Below are 19,281 nucleotides of genomic sequence, written 5' to 3'. Positions count from 1 at the left end.
GCTGGGCGTCGCGGCGGCGCCGGGTGCAACACCGGGCCGCGCTTGCGGCGCCGCCGGGGCCGCAGACGGCGTCCCCGCAGCGGGTGGCGGGCTCGCCGGCGCGCCGGCTGCGGGAGGCGTCGCTGTCGCCGCACCAGGCCGTGCTGGCGGAGTGGTCGGAGTTGGGGTTCCGGCGGCCGACGGCGTGGTGGGCGTCGGCGCTGCCCCGGGCGCGCGCTGCGTCGGCGCGGCGGTGGGTGCAGCCGCGGGCTGCCTGGCGCCGGCGGGCGGCGCTTCCTTTCGCGCACCGGGCGGTGGCGTCGGAGTGGCTGGCGCGGCGGGCGCAGCGGGTGGCGTTGCGGCGGATGGAGCCGCCGGCGATTGCGTGCGCGCCGGCGGAGCCGCAGTTGGTGGCGCGGGACGTGCCGGCGGAGCAGCAGCAGGTGGCGGCGTATGCGCGGGCGGAGCCGCAGTTGGCGGCGTCGGTGCGTGCGGCGCTGCTGCCGGAGGCGGCGTTGGACGCGCGGGCGTCGCAGCCGGGGGCGGCGCTGTTGGCCGTGCTGGAGCGGCGGCCGGCGGCGTTGGCCGCTCCGGCGCAGCAGGAGGCGGTGGTGTCGGTCGTGCGGGTGCAGCAGCCGGCGGCGGTGCCGGTCGCGCCGGAGCGGCGGCTGGTGGCGCGGGAGGATGGGCGGGCGGAGCGGCGCCAGGGTGCTGAGGCGGACCAGGCTGTTTCGGCGCAGCCGCTGGCGGCGCCGCCTTCGGTGGCTGCTTCGGTCTTCCCTCCGGCCCGCCTTCCTCCTTCTTCTCCGCTTGTGCCACGACGAGCGGCGCGGTTTGCGCATGCGATGCGGAGCTTATGAGCTGCGTCACCGTCAATGCGGTCGTGGCAAGCAGCACGAGGCGAAGGTTTGTCATGATGGAAGGTCCCGGAAAAGTTCTTGGCAATGGCGGGGATGGGCGGGGGCCGAATAGCTCGACGGTCGGATCAACAGCTATCCGTTAGGCCGCAATGTGGCGGGCGATAAAGCGGAAGGGCTTTTTATTTCAGTGCTGCAATGACTTGCAAGCAAGCTTGTTCATTGCTCATTCAGACGACGCTCGCAAATCGTCTGCGCATCATTGTTCCCCGCGCGGTTCCGCAGCATCGGTTGGACTCGGTGGACGTGGTCCGTCCGGCCCGCGAATCGGAAATTCATCCGGCAGCTCGCCGGGCAGTTCGTCGGGCAATGGCGGTTCACCTGGCTCACGCGCCGGGGGCGGCACCTCAGGACGCGGATTGCCCGGAGGGATCCCGGGCGGTGGTTCGCTCGGCGTGCCAGGCGTCGTCGGCGGAATCTCGGGCGGTTCGATCGGCATCTAGCTCGCAACCGTGCCGTTGTTCCCGGTCGCGCGCGAATCATCACGCGTCATGGCTCGCTCCCTTCTTGTTGCGGAGCAACGATAACGGGACACATGCTCTGATGTTCCGGCGCCGAAGTCGGAGTTCATCCCGGCGCGTGGCAGACCGCTTCGATGTTGTGCCCGTCGGGATCGAGCACGAACGCGCCGTAGTAATTGGGATGGTAATGCGCGCGGATGCCGGGCGCGCCGTTGTCGCGTCCGCCGGCCGCGAGCGCGGCCTTGTAGAAGGCATCCACCGTGGCGCGGTCCTTTGCCGCGATTGCGACATGCAACGGTTTCTCAAGTCCGCCTTCGCCGCCGATCCAGAAATCCGGCTTGCCGCCGGCGCCGAAGCCGGCTGCCTGATCGGCGCCGTTCTCCTGCGTGACCTCCATGATCAGCGTGTAGCCGAGCGGCGCCAGCGCCTGCCGGTAGAACGCCAGGGAACGCTGATAATCGGAAACCGGAAAACCGATGTGATCGATCATAAAGAATCTCCTTCGGCCTCTTTGCCGCCATCAAACACCAGAAAGCCGGCGCGCGGGAAGTGCACCACCACTTCGCCGGCGCGGGGGTCCTGCCTGCGGATCGCGATATGCTGTGACGACAGCGAAACGATCTCGCCGCTCACTCTCACCTTGCCGTAGTCATCGGGCATCACCTCGACCAGGTCGCCCGGCTTGCGGCGGTTGGGATCGTAAGGGTCGGGCAGCACGGTGGTTCGCGGCGTCGCGGCGGCGGCGATTTCGAGCGCGGCGGCCGGCGAGATTTCCCTGGATGGCTTGTGCTCGATGGAGCGAATGCGCGCCTCCCATGATCGCGTAGCGGGGAATTCGGAGAGCATTTTGTCGAGATCGGGAAGATTGGTGCGCACGTACCAGATGTTCATGTAGGCATTGACATCGCACAGGCTGGCGCGGTCGCCGCACATCCAGCTATGGCCGTTGCGAAGCTGGGCCTCGATCCATTGCAGGTGGGCGCGAAACTGGTCGCGCATCTGCGGGATCGCCTCCCGCATGGCGGCCACGTCGAACTTGGCGCCGCGCAGCTTTTCCCGGTCGTCGATGAACTCCTGCGGCACATTGTCGGCGACTGAGCCGAAGATCAGGTTGACGGTGTTCTGGAAGAACGGCCGGTCGGTCCACATCGCCGTCGCCGCGGCAAGCCCGTAATACCCGCTCGGGAACAGTGTCGGCTGCGGATAGCGCCGTTCCAGTTCGCGGACGATGCATTGGGTATCGCAATAGATATCGGCGCCGATCTGCAGCACTGGCGTCCGCCGGTAGCCTCCCGTCAGGGGCATCAGATCCGGGCGAGGCATGATCCGGGAAATCAGCACCGAGGTCCATGTGACGTTCTTCAGCGCCAGGATCACGCGTATCTTTTCCGAGAACGGCGATTGCGGAAAATGATGGAGGATGACGGGGTACTCGGGACTCATCGTTCCCTCCCAGGTTGAGGCCTGGATCATGATCCAATTGGACGTTCCGGGGAGGCTATCCCCGGCCCGGGCCGGTTACAATGGATCGGCGGGGGTCAGGACGATGCCGCCCTCGACGTTCGCGTCGTTTTCGGCCGGCAGACCTTGTGCAGCGCGTGCGAGAGCTGCTCGATCGAGTAGGGCTTTTGCAGGAAGTCGAACCCATAGCTGCCGCGTTGTGCCAGCACGTGGCTGTAGCCGCTGGTCAGCACAACCGGCAGGTTGGGGTAGCGGCGGTGGATTTCCTGGGCGAGCTCGATGCCGCTCATGCCGGGCATGGCGACGTCGGTGAATACCACGTCGAAGCGGGCGGCGTCGGCGGTGAGCGCGTCCAGCGCGTGTGTGGCGTTGTCGACCAGGGTCGCAGAGTAGCCGAGCTCGCCGAGCGCGTCGGCCGCGAACTGCCCGACCTCGATATTGTCCTCGACCACCAGCACCGACATGCCGCTACCGTCGACCGGTGGCGCCTCCGCGGCCGCGAATTGCAGTGTCGGCGCCGTGGCTGCGGCGCGAGGCAGATAGAGAGTAAAGGTCGAGCCCTTGCCGACCTCGCTGACGACGACAACTTCGCCGCCGGACTGCTTGGCGAATCCGAACACCTGCGACAGCCCGAGCCCGGTGCCCTGACCGATCTCCTTGGTGGTGAAGAACAGCTCGAAGATGCGCCCGAGCTGATGCTGCGGAATCCCGACGCCGGTGTCTCCGACGGCGACGGCGACATAGCCGTGCGGCGCCGGCGGGTGGCCGTCGCGGACCGGCAATTCGGCGGCGCGCCGCACCGCGATCGTCAGCCGGCCCGCGCCGTCCATGGCGTCGCGCGCATTGACGGCCATGTTGATGATCGCGGTCTCGAACTGGCCGACATCGGCGTTGATGATGCAGGGGTCCTCCGGAAGCCTGGTCACGATCTCGATCCGCGGCCCGATCAGGGTTGCGACCATCTCGCCCAGCACCTGTACGCTCTGGCCGACGTCGAACAGTTCGGGCTTGAGCGTCTGCCGCCGCGCGAAGGCAAGCAGCTGGCCGGTCAGTTTCGAGGCCCGGTTGACCGTCTCCGAGATCGCATCGATGTAGCGCAGCCGCCGCTGTTCCGGGAGGTTCGGCCGCCGCAGCATGTCGATCGAGGCGCGGATCACGGTAAGCAGGTTGTTGAAGTCATGCGCGACGCCGCCGGTGAGCTGGCCCAGCGCCTCCAGCCGCTGTCCATGCTTCAGCGCTTCCTCTGCCTCCCGGCGTCGTTCGGCCTCCTCATGCAGGCGTCGCGTCCGCCGCAGCGCCAGGGCCAGCAGCAGGAACAGCAGCGCGGTAGCCGGCACGCCGAAGACCAGATGCTGGCTGATAGTCGCGAGCCAGCGCGCGCGGATCGCGGAGGTCTCGAGCCCGGCGCTGACATAGACCGGATATTCCGCGAGCCGGCGATAGCCGAGGCGGCGTTCGATGCCGTCGGCTGGCGATGTGATGGTGATCAGGCCGCCATCGGGAACGGCGGCGAGCTGCTGGCCGATCGGTCCGCTGGGGTCGAGGCGGAACTCGTGGTCGGCCTTGGGATAGCCGGCCAGCATCGCGCCGTCGGTGCGGCCGAGCGCGAAGAAGCTGCCGGGCTCGCGGCCGATCCGCGCGTAAAAATTCTCGAAATATTCGGGGAGAACCGATGCCTGGATCACGCCGGCGAAGTCCCCCGCCTCGTTCGGCCGCCGGCGGCTGACGCCGAAGAATGGCGCGCCCCGATAGGGCGGCCGCGGTGTGAGCACCTCGCCGATATGGGTGCCGATATCGCCCGCGGCGTGTGCCTTGAAGTACTCACGGTCGGAGAAATCGATGTCGGGCGCCGGCGCCACCAGGCTGTTGACCAAGGCATGGCCCCTGGCATCGAAGACCCAGGTCGATTTCACCTGGGGCAGCGATGCCGCAACCTGCTTCAGCCGTTGGTGCAAGCTCTCTTCGCGCGAACGGATGCCGGCATCGGGAAGGCCGCGGATGATCTCCGCGATCTCCGACAGGCTGCGGTCGATGGTCTCGAACACTTTCAGCGCGTGCTCATGCGCGACATCGAGCGTGCGTTCGATCTCGCGGTCGGCGGCCTGATTGATCGAGTGCCACGAGATCGCGGAAGCAAAAACGAACAGTGCCAGCGGAAGGGCCAGGGAAGCGGCCATCATCCATTGCAACAGCTTCAGTGAATGGCGTTGCGCGGTCTGCACGGGCACTCCGTTTCACCGCAACCTTAACGCAAAATTCGTCCCGGGAGGAAGGGGAGCAGGCGGCTCTTCCGGCCGCCGGCACCGGCCGATCCCGTCCGGGCGTCACAAGGTTTCGTGCATTATGGAAAGCTGAAGCATGCTTCGGAAAGATAGAAATGAGCCATCCGCAGCATGCTCGTGCCCCAAGCGCCAGATCGGACCCGGGCCAGAGAATGGAGATCATACATGGCTGAGAGCCGTCCCCCCTTTCCACCTTTCACTCGTGAGACCGCCGTGCAGAAAGTGCGAGGCGCGGAGGACGCCTGGAATTCCTGCAATCCGGAACGGGTCTCGCTCGCCTACACTGCGGACAGCTACTGGCGAAACCGGTCCGAATTCGTCAACGGCCGTGCCGAGATCGTCGCCTTCCTCACGCGGAAATGGGCCAAGGAGCTCGACTATCGCCTGATCAAGGAGCTTTGGGCGTTCACCGAAAACCGCATCGCGGTGCGCTTCGCCTATGAGTGGCACGACGATTCCGGGAACTGGTTTCGCTCCTACGGAAACGAGAACTGGGAGTTTGCAGCGAACGGGCTTATGCAAAAGCGGTTCGCCTGCATCAACGATCTTCCCATCAGGGAATCCGAACGAAAGTACCATTGGGATCGCTCGGGAGCTCGTCCCGCCGATCATCCGGGGCTTTCCGATCTCGGGCTTTGAACGTTCCTTTGTGGACGGAGGCTGCGGATGCGCAACGCGACAGTGCACTCCTGCTCGCCTTCATCGAAGGCTCAAGTTCGAGCGGCAAGACGCGAGATGAGGTGCGTCGATAATCTGCTGGCGCAGGGAGTGCCTGTTTGGTGAGCATTGTAAGAACGGATTCCCGAGTCGTTCGCCGATAGTCATCACGGGCATTTGGCCGCTTGCTACAACCGCAACTATTCTCCCGAACGATTGAAATCACGCTGTAGCAAGCTGCGTCGATTCTGGCTGCTCCATATCGGAAGGAGACAGCCGATGACATCAACGGCAATCGAAGCTTGGGAGACGAATCATGCGTGAGATGATCGGAGCAGTGATCCTGGCGGCCTTACTCTCTGGTCGGGCAGCCACGGCCGAGACGGTGGGACTGGCGAATCCATCGCCGGTTGTCGTCTCGCCAGACACGTCCGATGCCTCCTCACGGACGTTAGGTCTGCCGTGGCCCGCACCCGTCGGCCATCGTCAGCCTCAGGCAAAGGACCTGCCGTCGCAGAGCCCGAACGAACTTGGGCGCATCAGCGAAGAGGATCGTGCGGTCGATCGCAAGCTGACGATCTGCCGCGGCTGTTGAGCCTCGTGCGCCGTCTTTGTCGTCCCATGCGTCCTGGCCGGTGTAGACGCATGGGACAACATTTCGGATGTAACCCATCTCCGATTCGTTGAAACGATCCTGTAGCTCTGCAACGTCATTGAATCCGGCGACCACATCGATCCCCTTCCACCACGAAATGCTTCGTCAGCCTGCCCCCAGATTGCGGACAAATCATACGACATGCGTGGGTTCTGCCCGGCCGACGCGACACGACCCGGATTTGGCGCGGCAAGAAGGTGCGCCGAATGGACCTCAACTCTCTTCAGACCTTTGTCGCCGTGGTGCGGGCCGGCGGATTCTCCGCGGCCGCACGTCAGACCAACACACCGCGCTCATCCGTCAGTCTGCGCATCCGAACGTTGGAAAGGGCGCTCGGCGTGCGCCTCTTCAAGCGTTCGACTCGCGCTTTCTCGCTCACCACCGAGGGCGCCGAGCTGTACGGCCGCTCTGCGGAGGCTTTGGCCTCCCTCGCCGGTGCGCTCGCCGGCGTTGGCAAAGCAGACGCATCCTATGTCGGTGGAATCCGACTGACGGCGCCAGCGGACTTTCCGCCCGCGATCATCGCAGGCGCCGTTGCCGAATTCCGTGAAGCGCATCCAGCCGTGCGGTTCGAGGTGCTGCTCACGAATGACGTGCTCGACCTCATCTCCGGAAACATCGATGTTGCCCTTCGCATTGGCGCTTCCAATCCGCAGGAAGCGCTCGTCAGGGGCGTTCTCGACATCGAGTTCGGCCTCTATGCCAGCGCCGAATATCTGCGCAGGAACGGCGTGCCAGCCAGCATACACGCGGTGGAAGCCTTGATTGGGCCCGAGCGGCCCGAGCTGCGGCGTCTTCTGTCCCGCGCTCTCAAGAACGGGGTCGAATTTCCGCAGTTTCAAATCGCGGTGGACAGTTTCGTGCTGGTGCGGGAGCTGGTCTTGCTGCATCAAGGCGTCGGGTTGCTGCCGCAATCGTTATGTCGCGCCGAACTTGCATCGCAAGCCGTCGTGCCCGTGCTGTCGAACCTATTCTCGGGATCAACGCGGCTCCATCTCACCTTTCCCTCGCGTGCCGACCTCAATCCCAAGGTGAACGCGTTTGCGCAGATCCTGGCGCGCCATCTGGAGGCGGCAAGCGCCGGGCAGTGAGACGCTCGATTGGCCAGGATCCTGGCCGGTCTGTCCGGCCCGGCGGGGCTACTCACGATGCGCAAGGCCGCCACATGCAGTTTGTCAGACAGCAACCTTGCCCTGGAGCGAACATGCAAGCCGACATCACCACGGAATTCGAGACGACAGAATTCGCCGGGATCACCACACGGATCATCAATCCCTATCCCAGCCCCTTCACGATCCTCGACATGACGATCAAGCCCGGCGCCGGCGCACCCGGGCACATCTCCGCCACCGAAGACAAGCTCTTCATCGTGATCGAGGGACAATTGAAGTACCTCATCGGCGACCGGACCGCCGTGGTGAGGCCGGGCGCGCGGATCCAGGTGCCGAGGGGAACGGTTCACGGCTTCACCAATGTCGGGGACGCCGACGCGCGACATATTCTGGTGTCGACGCCGCGCCGCCACGAAGAGTTTTTCCGCGACCTGCAGAGCATTCCCGATCCTTGGGAGCAGCATATGGATCTCTTGCCCGGCATTGCCGCACGCCACGATCAGGCGATCGTCGGACCTCTGCCCTGAACTCCGCGCCCGGCGTGCGCCTGGTGTCGCAGGCGCACATCGGCGCCACGCGAAGGTGAGCCGCTTCACAGCGACGTCGGCCCGAAATGTGGTATCTATCTTTGGTTGCAGGAGCAGAAACGTCAGCGGCGCTTGCGCGTCCTCGCGATCATCTGGCTTGCGACGCATACTCGCAGATTTCCAGTGCCCGTCTCGTATTGCCGTGTCATTCGGCAAGCTTTTTTGAAGGAGCACACCATGAAATCTTCCTCAGCCATTTCTCGAATTCTGCTGGCAACTGCCGTGATTGCAGTCTCCGCCGAAGCGGCGCGAGCAGATGTGATCATGGACTGGAATGCAAAGGCTGATGCGATCGCGGCGGAAAAGCCGGTCCCGCCGGCCGATCAACCTCGTACACTGTCGATGATGCATGTCGCGATGTTCGAGGCGGTGAACGCCATTGAACGCAGATATGCGCCGTACAAGCTCACGCTCAGCGCCGATCGCTCGACTTCGAAAGAAGCTGCCGCCGCGACGGCGGCGCATGATGTCCTGGTCTCCATCTACGCCGATCGGAAATCCGATCTCGATGCCGCGCTGTCGGCTTCGCTCTCGGGTATCGCCGACACCGAGGCGAAATCGGCGGGCATCGAGCTCGGGAAGAAAGCGGCCGCCGCGATCATCGCGCTGCGTGCAAAGGATGGAAGCGCGGTGCAGGAGAGCTATCGCCCCTACACCAGGCCCGGCGTCTACGTCCCGACTTCGGTGCCGCTGTTCTCCATCATGGGAACCACCACCCCGTGGGTGATGACCACGAGCTCGCAATTCCGGCCCGAGCCGCCGCCTGCGCTCGATTCCGAGACCTGGACCCGGGATCTCAATGAAATTCGCGAAATCGGCGCACGCAACAGCACCACGCGTACGGCCGAGCAGACGACGATCGGCCGCTTCTGGTTCGCGGTCGGCCCGCGCACCTACAATCCGATCGTGAGGCAGGCCGCGATTGCAAAGGGCATGGACCTGGTCGATTGCGCCCGGCTGTTCGCGCTGACGTCGATGGCGGGCAATGACGCCTTCGTCGCGGTTTTCGACGCCAAATATCGCTACAACTTCTGGCGGCCCGTCACGGCGATACGCAGTGCCGACATCACCGGAAATCCGGAGACGCCGCGCGAGGCATCATGGCTGCCGCTCGGCGATACCCGATGCATCCGGAATATCCGTGCGCACATTGCATCGGGTCCGCTGCGGTCGGCGCCGTTCTGCAAAGCGTCGTCGGAAACGAATTCGGCGAGTTCTCGCTGACCAGTCCGACCGCCCCCGGCGTGACGCGCAAATGGACGCGGGTGCAGGACTACAGTGACGAGGTCGCCAACGCCCGCATCTATGCCGGCTTTCACTATCGGTTTTCCACCGAAGTCGGAAAACAGATGGGCCGGAAGATCGGCGAATTGACCGTGGCGACCCAGCTTCGCGGCGTGGAAGCCAGGGCAAGTCCAAAGCCGTGACCACCTGACGCTTGGCGGCCGCCATCCTCGATGGTCGGCCGCCAAGCGTCTTACATCTGCCGCTCGACCAGCTTCAGTTTCAGTTCGGCGATCGCTTCCGAGGGGTTGAGGCCCTTCGGGCAGGCCTTGGCGCAGTTCATGATGGTGTGGCAGCGATAGAGCCGGAACGGATCCTCGAGATTGTCGAGCCGTTCGCCGGTGGCCTCATCGCGGCTGTCGGTGACCCAGCGCGTCGCCTGCAAGAGCGCGGCGGGACCGAGGAAGCGGTCGCTGTTCCACCAGTAGCTCGGGCACGAGGTCGAGCAGCAGGCGCAGAGGATGCACTCGTAGAGACCGTCGAGCTTCTCGCGATCCTCGTGGCTCTGCTTCCATTCCTTCTGCGGCGTCGGCGTGGTGGTCTTCAGCCACGGCTCGATCGAGGCATATTGCGCGTAGAAATTGGTGAGGTCGGGGACGAGGTCTTTCACGACCGGCTGGTGCGGCAGCGGGTTGACCTTGACCGCGCCGTCTTTGACGTCGTGCATCGACTTGGTGCAGGCGAGCGTGTTCTGGCCGTCGATGTTCATCGCGCAGGAGCCGCAGACGCCCTCGCGGCAGGAGCGGCGGAAGGTCAGCGTCGGATCGATGTGGTTCTTGATCCAGATCAGGCCGTCGAGCACCATCGGTCCGCAATCGTTGACGTCGACATAATAGGTGTCGACGCTCGGATTCTTGCCGTCGTCCGGATTCCAGCGATAGATCTTGAACTCGCGCGTCTCGGTGGCGCCGGCCGGCTTCGGCCAGGTCTTGCCGCCCGTGATCTTTGAGTTCTTCGGAAGCGCGAAGTCAGCCATGCTTGCAAGCCTTTGTCGTCATCAATGCATGCGCGATCAATACACGCGCGCCTTGGGCGGGATGTACTGCACGTCGTTGGTCATCGTGTAATTGTGCACCGGGCGGAAATCGATCGTGCTGTTGCCGTTCGGATCGAGCCAAGCCAGCGTGTGCTTCATCCAGTTCTTGTCGTCGCGGTCGGGGAAATCCTCGCGCGCATGAGCGCCGCGGCTTTCGGTGCGGTTGGCCGCCGAATCCATGGTGACGACGGCCTGCACGATCAGATTGTCGAATTCGAGCGTCTCGATCAGGTCGGAATTCCACACCAGCGAACGGTCGGAGACGGCGATGTCGCCGATGCCGCCATGCACCTTGTGGATCAGGTTCTTGCCTTCCTGCAGCACTTCGCCGGTGCGGAACACCGCGCAATTGTTCTGCATCACATGCTGCATGCTGTCGCGCAGCTTCGCGGTCGGCGTGCCGCCCGAGGCGTGGCGGAAATGGTCGAGCCGGCCGAGCGCCATATCGGCTGAATCCTTTGGCAGCTCCGGCTGCTTGGCGTTGGCGGTCAGTTTCTCGGCGCAGCGCAGCGCCGCGGCGCGGCCGAACACCACGAGGTCGATCAGCGAGTTGGAGCCGAGCCGGTTGGCGCCGTGCACGGAGACGCAGGCGGCCTCGCCGATCGCCATCAGCCCGGGCACCACCGCATTGTCGTCGCCGTCCCGCTTGGTCAGCACTTCGGCGTGGAAGTTGGTCGGGATGCCGCCCATGTTGTAGTGCACCGTCGGCACGATCGGGATCGGCTCGCGGGTGACGTCGACATTGGCGAAGATTCGCGCCGATTCGGAGATGCCGGGCAGCCGCTCGGCCAGCACCTTCGGATCGAGATGATCGAGGTGCAGGAAGATGTGGTCCTTCTTCTTGCCGACGCCGCGGCCTTCGCGGATCTCGATGGTCATCGCGCGCGACACCACGTCGCGCGAGGCGAGGTCCTTGGCGGAGGGCGCATAGCGCTCCATGAAGCGCTCGCCTTCGGAATTGACGAGATAGCCGCCTTCGCCGCGCGCGCCCTCGGTGACGAGGCAGCCGGCGCCATAGATTCCGGTCGGATGGAATTGCACGAATTCCATGTCCTGCAGCGGCAGCCCGGCGCGCAGCACCATGCCGCCGCCGTCGCCGGTGCAGGTATGCGCCGAGGTGCAGGAGGCGTAGGCGCGGCCATAGCCGCCGGTGGCCAGGATCGTGGTCTGGGCGCGGAAGCGGTGCAGCGTGCCGTCGTCGAGCTTGATCGCGATCACGCCGCGGCAGACGCCCTGGTCATCCATGATCAGGTCGATGGCGAAGAACTCGATGAAGAATTCCGCCGCGTGCCGCAGCGACTGGCCGTACATCGTGTGCAGCATGGCGTGGCCGGTGCGGTCGGCGGCGGCGCAGGTGCGCTGCGCCTGGCCCTTGCCGTAGTCGATGGTCATGCCGCCGAACGGACGCTGGTAGATCTTGCCGTCCTCGGTGCGCGAGAACGGCACGCCCCAATGCTCCAGTTCGTAGACCGCCTCCGGCGCGTTGCGCACCATGTATTCGATCGCGTCCTGGTCCCCGAGCCAGTCCGACCCCTTGACGGTGTCGTACATGTGCCAGCGCCAGTCGTCCTGGTGCATGTTGCCGAGCGAGGCCGAGATGCCGCCCTGCGCCGCCACCGTGTGCGAGCGGGTGGGGAACACCTTGGTGATGCAGGCCGTGCGCAGGCCCGCTTCCGAGCAGCCGACCACTGCGCGGAGGCCCGCGCCGCCCGCGCCGACGACGACGACGTCATAGGTGTGATCTTCGATCGGATAGGCTTTGCCGTTCGTGGCCGGGCCACTGCCATTGGCGGCCTTGCCGTTACCTTCAGCGGCCGAACCTTGAGCAGCCATGGTCATACTCCCGAGGACAATTTAAGGAGCGCGTAGATCGAGGCCAAGGCCACCGCAACGCAGAAGAAATTGTTGGCCATGATGCTGGCGAGCTTCAGCTTCTCGCTATGCACATAGTCCTCGATCACGACCTGCATGCCGATCTTCATGTGCCAGATGCTGGCGATGATGAAGAGCAACAGGATGATCGCGATCGGCAGCGAGCCGAGGATCTGCGCCGCCCCGGCATGGTTGCGGCCGACCAGCGTCAGGATCACCACCAGGACCGGCACGATCAGCAGCGTCATGGCGACGCCGGTGATGCGCTGGCGCCAGAAATCCGTGGTGCCGGAATGCGCGGCGCCGAGATTGCGGACGCGGCCGAGCGGCGTGCGCATCGACGGCGGCTTCGGAGATCCGTGCGACTCGCTGTAAGTCATCGTCCGCCTCCGATCGCGTAGGCAATGATCCAGATCAGCACGGTGAGCACGATGCCGCCGATCAGCGCGGCCCAGGTCAGCGCCTCGCGCTCATTGGCCTTGAAGCCGTAGCCGAGATCCCAGACGAAATGCCTGATGCCGCTCAGCATATGGTGCATCAGCGCCCATGTGTAACCGAACACGATCAGCTTTCCGAAGAAGCTGCCGGTGAAGGCCTGCACACTGGCGTAGGCGGACGGGCCGGAGGCGGCTGCGATCAGCCACCAGGCGAGCAGCAGGGTGCCGACATAAAGCGCGATTCCCGTGGCGCGATGGACGATGGAAAGTGCCATCGTCAGGGTCCAGCGATAGGTCTGTATATGGGGCGAAAGCGGTCGTTCGATCCTGGCGGTCATCGGCGGCTTTGAGGTTGGTGGGGCCGCGGCCGGCCCAGCGGGGAACGCGGTAGATAAATTCTATTTACGGAGTCGAATCTAACAGCGCAACGGCCAAATGCCTGCAAACCGAACGGTCGTTCATTGCTACATCATTGATGAAGCAGGCCGATCAGAGGCTTGGTATACCAGGGCGGTTGCGTGGGGCCAAGAAGCGAATTGAGATTCCACTACGAAGCTGCGGCCGTGTGCGCGCGGAAGGGATCAATGGCCCGCCATCGTTCAACCAGATAATCGACAAATGCCCGGGTCTTTGGCGAGGCAAGCCGCGAGGGCTGAAACACCAGGTGCAGCGGCGTGGGCGGCGGCTCGTACTCGGCAAGGATGCGCCGCAAGTTGCCGGCCATCAATTCGGTATCCACCTGCCAGGACGGCACGCGCACAATGCCCGCCCCTTCCTTCGCCGCCGTGACAAGCGCGTCGAGGCTATTCATCCAGAGCCGACCGGATATGCGGATTTTGCGGTTCGCCTTCGCGCTTTCGGCGAAGCGCCATTCGGCGCTGCCGGGCGCGTCGGAGAACACCAGGCAATCATGATCGGCGAGGTCGCGCGGTGCCTGCGGTATCCCACGGCGCGCGAGATAGGCCGGCGAGGCGCATACGATCATCCTGAGGTCGGCGAGCTTGCGCGCGACCAATTGCGAATCCCGCAAGCGGCCCACGCGAATCGCGAGGTGGATGTCTTCCTCGACCATATCGACGGCGCGATCGACCAGGACCAGGTCGACGGACAGCAACGGATAGCGGCGCAGGAATTCGGCGAGCAGCGGCGCAAGCACGAGCCGTCCCATCAGGCTTGGCGAGCTGACGCGAATCCGTCCGGAGGGCTGGCGACGGTCGCGCGACAATGCGGCTTCGATTTCCTTCACCTCGCCCAGGATCGATTTCGCGCGCTCGTAGAGCAGGCGGCCATCGTCGGTCAGCGCGAGCTGCCGCGTGGTGCGGAGCAGCAGGCGGGTGCCGAAATGCTCCTCCAGCGCCGAGATCTGGCGGCTGACCGAGGTCAGCGAGCTCGGCAGCGATCGTGCCGCTGCCGAAAGGCTGCCCGCCTCCACCGCGCGGACAAAGGTCGCCATGGCCGCAAGCTGGTCCATCCGATCCTTCCGAAATTCGCAAGGCTATCAACCGAGCTGGCTAGATACTCCCGGCTTTGACAAGGGTCTAGCCTTCGGAAGCGGCAGGGATTAAACGCCGCGCCGCAGGGACATCATGGCTGGCCTCGATCTCACCGAACTCGTCGAACTCGCATTGTTGCTGATCGCGGTTGGCGCGCTGTCCGGCTTTCTCGCCGGCCTGTTCGGTATCGGCGGCGGCGCGATCCTGGTGCCGGTGTTCTACGAATGCTTCCGCCTCGCCGGCGTACCGCTGGAGGTGCGGATGCCGCTCTGCATCGGCACCTCGCTCGCCATCATCATCCCGACCTCGCTCAGTTCGTTTCGGGCCCACTATCGCCGTGGTGCGGTCGATATGACTGTGCTCAGGCGCTGGTGGCTTCCGATCGTGCTCGGCGTCATCGCCGGCAGCGTCACCGCGCGGTTCGCGCCGGAGCGGCTGTTCAAGATCGTGTTCGTGATGGTGGCGTGGTCGGCCGCGGCGCGGCTGCTGTTGTCGCGCGAGAGTTGGAAGTTCGGCGACGAACTGCCGAAGGGTTTTCTGATGCGCGTCTACGGCTTCTTCGTCGGCCTGCTCTCGACCTTGATGGGGATCGGCGGCGGCCTGTTCGCCAATCTCTTGATGACCTTCTATGGCCGGCCAATCCATCAGGCGGTCGCGACCTCCTCGGCGCTTGCGGTGCTGATCTCGATCCCCGGCGCGCTTGGTTATGTGTATGCCGGCTGGCCGGCCGCCGCGCGCTTTCCCGATATCCTCGCGCTGCAAGTCCCGTTCGCGCTCGGCTATGTCTCGCTGATCGGCGCGCTCCTGGTGATGCCGACCACGCTGATCACGGCGCCGCTCGGCGTGAAGCTCGCGCACGCGCTGTCGAAGCGCGCGCTGGAGATGGCGTTCGGCGCCTACCTCTTCATCGTCGGCGGCCGGTTCGTGATCAGCCTCGTGAGCGGGCAGTAGCCTCGTGGCCCGGGTGGAGCGCAGCGCAACCCGGGGACACCTCATCAACATCTGCCGGCGGTCCCGGGTTACGCTGGCACTCCACCCGGGCTATGGCGCCTTCATCGGCCAACCGTCAGCTCGACGGTTTTTTCCTTACCTCACTGTGCCGCCACATGCGGAGATCGCCTTGGCTCTCAAGGTGGTCGGCTTCAGCCAATGCACCGAGCCGCGCAGCGAGAACCTCATCGCTGACCGCCAGTCCTAGTTCCCTACAGCGATCGAGCGCCCAGCCAATGATCGCCGCTGTCTTGCGCCACTCAGAATGCAGCACCGAAAAGATGATCCGATCGATGTCGGCTTGGGAAACCGAAGGGGGAAGCGAAACCTCTTCCCAACGAAGTGTGCTGAGGATGTGCGGGTGCTCTTTATCCGGCGGTCTTAGATCCGGGTATTTCTTGTAGAGCACGAACAGTAGCTCGTAGTACACGGCATCGCCGGCTGCCCCAAGACCGTTGGCGAACATCCTTCGTGCTTCCTCACCGAGGGCGGAGATCGCTCCCTCTGCTCGCTCGAGCGACTCAACAACGTCAAGCAGATATTCGTGAATCTCTTCCGCCTGATCTCTGTCCACGATCTCTTCCCCGGAGCGGCTGCCGCTCCTACTTCTTCGTATAAATATCCTTATACGTATCCCGCAGAATATTTTTCTGCACCTTGCCCATGGTGTTGCGCGGCAGTTCGTCGACGATGAACACGCGCTTCGGCATCTTGAATTTTGCCAATCGCCCTTCGAGGCCATTCAGCACTGTCGCTTCGTCGATCTTGGCCCCGGGCTGGCGCACCACGACGGCCGTGACGCCTTCGCCGAAATCGGCATGCGGCACGCCGATCACGGCGGATTCGACGACGCCGGGCATGCCGTCGATCTCGGTCTCGATTTCCTTGGGATAGACGTTGAAGCCGCCCGAGATCACGAGGTCCTTGCCGCGGCCGAGGATGTGGACATAACCCTTGGCGTCGATCTTGCCGAGATCGCCGGTGATGAAGAAGCCGTCGTCGCGGAATTCGGCCTTGGTCTTCTCCGGCATCCGCCAGTAGCCCTTGAACACGTTCGGGCCCTTGACCTCGATCACGCCGATGGTCTCCGCCGGCAGCACCTTGCCGGTGTCAGGGTCGGTGACGCGCGCGGAGACGCCCGGCAGCGGAAAGCCGACCGCACCGGGCACACGCTCGCCGTCATAGGGGTTCGACGTGTTCATGTTGGTCTCGGTCATGCCGTAGCGTTCGAGCACGGCATGACCGGTGCGGGCCGACCACTCGCGATGGGTGTCGGCCAGAAGCGGCGCCGAGCCCGAAATGAACAGCCGCATGTGCTTCGTCGTCTCCTTGTTCAGCGCGGGGTTCTGCAAGAGGCGCGTATAGAAGGTCGGTACGCCCATCAGCACGGTGGCGCGCGCCATCAGCTTGATGATCAGGTCCGGATCGAATTTCGGCAGGAAGATCATCGAGCCGCGCGCGAACAGCGTGACGTTGCTGGCCACGAACAGACCGTGGGTGTGATAGATCGGCAGCGCGTGGATCAGCACGTCATCCCTGGTGAAGCGCCAATAGTCGACCAGCGACAGCGAGTTCGAAGCGAGATTGTCGTGGCTCAGCATCGCGCCCTTGGAGCGGCCGGTGGTGCCTGATGTGTAGAGGATCGCGGCGAGGTCATCATTGGCGCGCGCGACCGTCTTGAACCCCTCGCTGGCCTTGGCGGCGGCATCCGTCAGCGAACCCTTGCCGTCGGGGCCGAGCGTCTCGATGTTGGCGCCGACTTTCGCCGCGATCGTTCTGATACCCTCGGCCTTCGAGGGATCGCATACCACCAGCGACGGCTCGGCGTCGGTGATGAAGTAGTCGAGCTCGTTCAGCGTATAGGCGGTGTTGAGCGGCAAATAGACCGCGCCGGCGCGTACAGTCGCGAGATACAGCACGAGACCTTGCACCGACTTTTCGGTTTGCGCTGCAACGCGGTCGCCGACTTTGACGCCGCGTGAGACCAGCACGTTCGCCATCTGCCCGGTGCGCGCGATCAGGTCGGCATAGCTGATCTTCGTGCCGTCAAGCTGTTCGATCGCAAGCCTGCTCGGATCGTCGAGACCGTCGAACAGGCGGGAAAACAGGTTGCCGTTGGCGCTGGTGTTCATGCAACATCCCCTGAAGGGCAGGAAGGCCAGGAAAATCCGGCGAGTGGCTTAGCAAATACGCCCTTTGAAAAGCAACGGAGACAGTTTGCATGACAAATCATGGGAAACGCGTGGCCTGGGTGACGGGCGGCGGCACCGGCATCGGCGAGTCCGGGGCCGAATTCCTGGCGGCCGACGGCTGGACCGTGGTGGTCTCGGGCCGCCGCAAGGAGGAGCTGGACCGGGTGGTCGCCAGCATCACCAGGAAGGGCGGCAAGGCCTCGGCCATCGCGCTCGACGTCAGCAATAAGCACGACGTCAACAAGGCCGCCGAGCAGATCCTGGCGAAGCACGGCCGTATCGACCTGCTGGTCAACAGCGCCGGCATCAACGTGCCGAAGCGGAGCTGGGCCGACATGGAGCTGGAAGGCTGGGACAAGCTCGTCGAGGTCAATCTCAACGGCGTGCTCTATTGCATCCATGCGGTGCTGCCGGCGATGCGCAAGCAGCAGGACGGCTGCATCATCAACGTCGCCTCCTGGGCCGGGCGTCATGTCTCGAAGATGCCGGGACCCGCCTACACCACGACCAAGCATGCGGTGCTGGCGCTGACCCATTCCTTCAACATGGATGAATGCGTCAACGGACTGCGCGCCTGCTGCCTGTCGCCGGGCGAGGTCGCGACACCGATTCTGAAGCTGCGGCCGGTGGTGCCGAGCGAGGCCGAGCAGGCCAAGATGCTGCAGCCGGAGGATCTCGGCCGCACCATCGCCTTCGTCGCCAGCCTGCCGCCGCGGGTCTGCGTCAACGAGATCCTGATCAGCCCGACCCACAACCGCGGCTTCATCCAGACGCCCGCAAGCCGAGATTAGTCACCCATCGCGCACGGGACGACATCGTCATTGCAATGACGGGGACGGATGGCGTGCTCCAATCCATCCCCTCACCCTCAGGAGCCTGCGAAGCAGGCGTCTCGAAGGGCGAGGCCACCGGCGGGGCCTTATGGTTCGAGAAGCGCTGCGCGCTCCTCACCATGAGGGGCGAGAGTGCCCACCCTACCGGCCGCGCACCCCCCACGGCCTCGCCCCCAATTGGTTTCAGCCATCACGATAAATTATCCCGCGAAACCGCGCCCCAAATCCTCCCGTAGCTGCGGCCAACGACGGCGCAATCAGGTAGCCGCACCGTCGTTGCCTTTCATCCCCGGCGGCAGCTCCGCCGGTCATTTTTAGCCAAACGGGAGATTGTCCATGTTGAAACGTACAGCACTTCTCGCCGCCGCAACCTTCAGCGCGCTGGCGCTCACCGCCACCGTGATGGCGCCGGTTCGCGCCGAGGAAAAGACCGTGATGGTCGGCGGCGCCGCGATGTTCCCGTCCCGGAACATCATTCAGAACGCGGTCAATTCCAAGGACCACACCACGCTCGTCGCCGCGGTGAAGGCCGCCGGTCTCGTGGGCACGCTGGAAGGCAAGGGCCCGTTCACGGTGTTCGCGCCGACCAACACGGCCTTCGGCAAATTGCCGGCCGGCACCGTCGAAACCCTGGTCAAGCCGGAGAACAAGGCGACTCTGACCAAGATCCTGACCTATCACGTCGTGGCCGGGAAGTACGACGCCTCCAGTCTTGCCGACGGCAAGAAGCTCAAGACCGTCGAAGGCGAGGAACTCACCGTGAAGAAGCAGGACGGCAAGGTCTCGATCGGTGATGCCAAGGGCAACTGGTCGACGGTGACGATCTCGAACGTCAACCAGTCGAACGGCGTGATCCATGTGATCGACACCGTGTTGATGCCGGCGTCGTAACACCGCGCGCGCCTGTTTCATCCCCAGACAGGACGCGTGAGGACCAGCGGGCTGGGGAAACCCGGCTCGCTTTTTTGTGACCACGATGCACCATGCGCATCGAATTGATAGCGCGCATTGCCGTAACAAGCCGCCCGATCCG

At 64.4% G+C, this 19,281-nt stretch carries 21 protein-coding genes; 10 read left to right on the top strand and 11 right to left on the bottom strand.

The annotated features are described in order from the left end of the window. The first annotated feature begins 23 nt into the window (after nt 1–23). Nucleotides 24–839, top strand: a complete 816-nt coding sequence (locus I6F35_RS40505) for a hypothetical protein (RefSeq protein ID WP_346283172.1) — start codon at nt 24–26, stop codon at nt 837–839. Nucleotides 840–1,095: 256 nt separating this feature from the next. Here I6F35_RS40505 and I6F35_RS17075 read toward each other — a convergent pair whose 3' ends face one another. The 4 genes from I6F35_RS17075 to I6F35_RS17060 form a co-directional block, all read right to left on the bottom strand. Further along, a complete protein-coding gene (locus tag I6F35_RS17075) occupies nt 1,096–1,335 on the bottom strand; it encodes a hypothetical protein (protein ID WP_225118845.1) in 240 nt (79 codons plus the stop codon). Between the two features lie 128 nt (nt 1,336–1,463). Then, complete coding sequence (locus I6F35_RS17070) at nt 1,464–1,847, bottom strand: VOC family protein (RefSeq protein ID WP_225118844.1); 384 nt, start codon at nt 1,845–1,847, stop codon at nt 1,464–1,466. Then, nucleotides 1,844–2,800 carry a glutathione S-transferase family protein gene (locus I6F35_RS17065; RefSeq protein WP_225118843.1) on the bottom strand — a complete coding sequence of 319 codons (957 nt, stop codon included), beginning with the start codon at nt 2,798–2,800 and terminating at the stop codon, nt 1,844–1,846. Before I6F35_RS17065 ends, I6F35_RS17070 begins: the two co-directional genes overlap by 4 nt. 95 nt (nt 2,801–2,895) lie before the next feature. Further along, a complete protein-coding gene (locus tag I6F35_RS17060) occupies nt 2,896–5,040 on the bottom strand; it encodes a hybrid sensor histidine kinase/response regulator (RefSeq protein ID WP_225118842.1) in 2,145 nt (714 codons plus the stop codon). Nucleotides 5,041–5,265: 225 nt separating this feature from the next. Here I6F35_RS17060 and I6F35_RS17055 point away from each other — a divergent pair, with 225 nt between their 5' ends. The 6 genes from I6F35_RS17055 (at nt 5,266) to I6F35_RS17030 (ending at nt 9,538) form a co-directional block, all read left to right on the top strand. Then, on the top strand, nt 5,266–5,739 hold the full coding sequence (locus tag I6F35_RS17055) for a nuclear transport factor 2 family protein (RefSeq protein ID WP_225118841.1): 474 nt from the start codon (nt 5,266–5,268) through the stop codon (nt 5,737–5,739). 334 nt (nt 5,740–6,073) lie between these two features. Further along, nucleotides 6,074–6,352 (top strand): hypothetical protein, encoded by a 279-nt coding sequence (locus tag I6F35_RS17050; protein ID WP_225118840.1) that lies wholly within the window; start codon nt 6,074–6,076, stop codon nt 6,350–6,352. 266 nt (nt 6,353–6,618) lie between these two features. Next, the gene (locus I6F35_RS17045) at nt 6,619–7,503 is read left to right on the top strand and encodes a LysR family transcriptional regulator (RefSeq protein WP_225118839.1); all 885 of its coding nucleotides are present in this window, start codon (nt 6,619–6,621) and stop codon (nt 7,501–7,503) included. Between the two features lie 113 nt (nt 7,504–7,616). Further along, nucleotides 7,617–8,051, top strand: a complete 435-nt coding sequence (locus tag I6F35_RS17040) for a cupin domain-containing protein (protein ID WP_225118838.1) — start codon at nt 7,617–7,619, stop codon at nt 8,049–8,051. A 237-nt stretch (nt 8,052–8,288) separates the two neighbouring features. Beyond that, the gene (locus tag I6F35_RS17035) at nt 8,289–9,335 is read left to right on the top strand and encodes a vanadium-dependent haloperoxidase (protein ID WP_225118837.1); all 1,047 of its coding nucleotides are present in this window, start codon (nt 8,289–8,291) and stop codon (nt 9,333–9,335) included. Between the two features lie 20 nt (nt 9,336–9,355). Next, a complete protein-coding gene (locus I6F35_RS17030) occupies nt 9,356–9,538 on the top strand; it encodes a hypothetical protein (protein WP_225118836.1) in 183 nt (60 codons plus the stop codon). A gap of 50 nt (nt 9,539–9,588) precedes the next feature. Here I6F35_RS17030 and I6F35_RS17025 read toward each other — a convergent pair whose 3' ends face one another. From I6F35_RS17025 to I6F35_RS17005, 5 genes are all read right to left on the bottom strand, one after another. Next, a complete protein-coding gene (locus I6F35_RS17025) occupies nt 9,589–10,371 on the bottom strand; it encodes a succinate dehydrogenase iron-sulfur subunit (RefSeq protein ID WP_225118835.1) in 783 nt (260 codons plus the stop codon). A 36-nt stretch (nt 10,372–10,407) separates the two neighbouring features. Continuing rightward, entirely contained in the window at nt 10,408–12,264 is a 1,857-nt protein-coding gene (gene sdhA / locus I6F35_RS17020; RefSeq protein ID WP_225118834.1) for a succinate dehydrogenase flavoprotein subunit, read from the bottom strand. Nucleotides 12,265–12,266: 2 nt separating this feature from the next. Continuing rightward, a complete protein-coding gene (gene sdhD, locus I6F35_RS17015; protein WP_225118882.1) occupies nt 12,267–12,641 on the bottom strand; it encodes a succinate dehydrogenase, hydrophobic membrane anchor protein in 375 nt (124 codons plus the stop codon). A gap of 38 nt (nt 12,642–12,679) precedes the next feature. After that, a complete protein-coding gene (sdhC, locus tag I6F35_RS17010) occupies nt 12,680–13,078 on the bottom strand; it encodes a succinate dehydrogenase, cytochrome b556 subunit (protein WP_225118833.1) in 399 nt (132 codons plus the stop codon). A gap of 209 nt (nt 13,079–13,287) precedes the next feature. Next, a complete protein-coding gene (locus tag I6F35_RS17005) occupies nt 13,288–14,211 on the bottom strand; it encodes a LysR family transcriptional regulator (protein ID WP_225118832.1) in 924 nt (307 codons plus the stop codon). Nucleotides 14,212–14,323: 112 nt separating this feature from the next. Here I6F35_RS17005 and I6F35_RS17000 point away from each other — a divergent pair, with 112 nt between their 5' ends. Further along, nucleotides 14,324–15,184, top strand: a complete 861-nt coding sequence (locus I6F35_RS17000; protein WP_225118881.1) for a sulfite exporter TauE/SafE family protein — start codon at nt 14,324–14,326, stop codon at nt 15,182–15,184. 115 nt (nt 15,185–15,299) lie between these two features. Here the strand turns inward: I6F35_RS17000 and I6F35_RS16995 are convergent, their stop codons facing one another. Both I6F35_RS16995 and I6F35_RS16990 read right to left on the bottom strand, forming a co-directional pair. Continuing rightward, nucleotides 15,300–15,797, bottom strand: a complete 498-nt coding sequence (locus tag I6F35_RS16995) for a DUF3658 domain-containing protein (protein WP_225118831.1) — start codon at nt 15,795–15,797, stop codon at nt 15,300–15,302. 28 nt (nt 15,798–15,825) lie between these two features. Beyond that, entirely contained in the window at nt 15,826–17,355 is a 1,530-nt protein-coding gene (locus I6F35_RS16990; RefSeq protein WP_225118830.1) for a malonyl-CoA synthase, read from the bottom strand. 89 nt (nt 17,356–17,444) lie between these two features. On the opposite strand from I6F35_RS16990, the gene I6F35_RS16985 reads away from it, so the two are divergent. Together I6F35_RS16985 and I6F35_RS16980 are read left to right on the top strand one after the other, a co-directional pair. Beyond that, complete coding sequence (locus I6F35_RS16985) at nt 17,445–18,206, top strand: SDR family oxidoreductase (RefSeq protein ID WP_225118829.1); 762 nt, start codon at nt 17,445–17,447, stop codon at nt 18,204–18,206. 378 nt (nt 18,207–18,584) lie between these two features. Further along, the gene (locus I6F35_RS16980; protein ID WP_225118828.1) at nt 18,585–19,139 is read left to right on the top strand and encodes a fasciclin domain-containing protein; all 555 of its coding nucleotides are present in this window, start codon (nt 18,585–18,587) and stop codon (nt 19,137–19,139) included. The last annotated feature ends 142 nt before the right edge of the window (nt 19,140–19,281 follow it).

Origin of the sequence: Bradyrhizobium sp. BRP22 (genome assembly GCF_020194175.1) — a bacterium.
GTDB lineage: Bacteria > Pseudomonadota > Alphaproteobacteria > Rhizobiales > Xanthobacteraceae > Bradyrhizobium.
Note: the sequence above shows the minus strand (reverse complement) of the source record. Positions and strands in the feature narration are given on the sequence as shown.

Excerpts from the sequence above, each read along its gene's own strand:
- I6F35_RS17075 (WP_225118845.1), bottom strand. The coding sequence starts at position 1,335 with ATGCCGATCGAACCGCCCGAGATTCCGCCGACGACGCCTGGCACGCCG.
- I6F35_RS17070 (WP_225118844.1), bottom strand. The coding sequence starts at position 1,847 with ATGATCGATCACATCGGTTTTCCGGTTTCCGATTATCAGCGTTCCCTG.
- I6F35_RS17065 (WP_225118843.1), bottom strand. The coding sequence starts at position 2,800 with ATGAGTCCCGAGTACCCCGTCATCCTCCATCATTTTCCGCAATCGCCG.
- I6F35_RS17055 (WP_225118841.1), top strand. The coding sequence starts at position 5,266 with ATGGCTGAGAGCCGTCCCCCCTTTCCACCTTTCACTCGTGAGACCGCC.
- I6F35_RS17050 (WP_225118840.1), top strand. The coding sequence starts at position 6,074 with ATGCGTGAGATGATCGGAGCAGTGATCCTGGCGGCCTTACTCTCTGGT.
- I6F35_RS17045 (WP_225118839.1), top strand. The coding sequence starts at position 6,619 with ATGGACCTCAACTCTCTTCAGACCTTTGTCGCCGTGGTGCGGGCCGGC.
- I6F35_RS17040 (WP_225118838.1), top strand. The coding sequence starts at position 7,617 with ATGCAAGCCGACATCACCACGGAATTCGAGACGACAGAATTCGCCGGG.
- I6F35_RS17035 (WP_225118837.1), top strand. The coding sequence starts at position 8,289 with ATGAAATCTTCCTCAGCCATTTCTCGAATTCTGCTGGCAACTGCCGTG.
- I6F35_RS17025 (WP_225118835.1), bottom strand. The coding sequence starts at position 10,371 with ATGGCTGACTTCGCGCTTCCGAAGAACTCAAAGATCACGGGCGGCAAG.
- sdhA (WP_225118834.1), bottom strand. The coding sequence starts at position 12,264 with ATGGCTGCTCAAGGTTCGGCCGCTGAAGGTAACGGCAAGGCCGCCAAT.
- sdhD (WP_225118882.1), bottom strand. The coding sequence starts at position 12,641 with ATGCGCACGCCGCTCGGCCGCGTCCGCAATCTCGGCGCCGCGCATTCC.
- sdhC (WP_225118833.1), bottom strand. The coding sequence starts at position 13,078 with ATGACCGCCAGGATCGAACGACCGCTTTCGCCCCATATACAGACCTAT.
- I6F35_RS17005 (WP_225118832.1), bottom strand. The coding sequence starts at position 14,211 with ATGGACCAGCTTGCGGCCATGGCGACCTTTGTCCGCGCGGTGGAGGCG.
- I6F35_RS16990 (WP_225118830.1), bottom strand. The coding sequence starts at position 17,355 with ATGAACACCAGCGCCAACGGCAACCTGTTTTCCCGCCTGTTCGACGGT.
- I6F35_RS16985 (WP_225118829.1), top strand. The coding sequence starts at position 17,445 with ATGACAAATCATGGGAAACGCGTGGCCTGGGTGACGGGCGGCGGCACC.
- I6F35_RS16980 (WP_225118828.1), top strand. The coding sequence starts at position 18,585 with ATGTTGAAACGTACAGCACTTCTCGCCGCCGCAACCTTCAGCGCGCTG.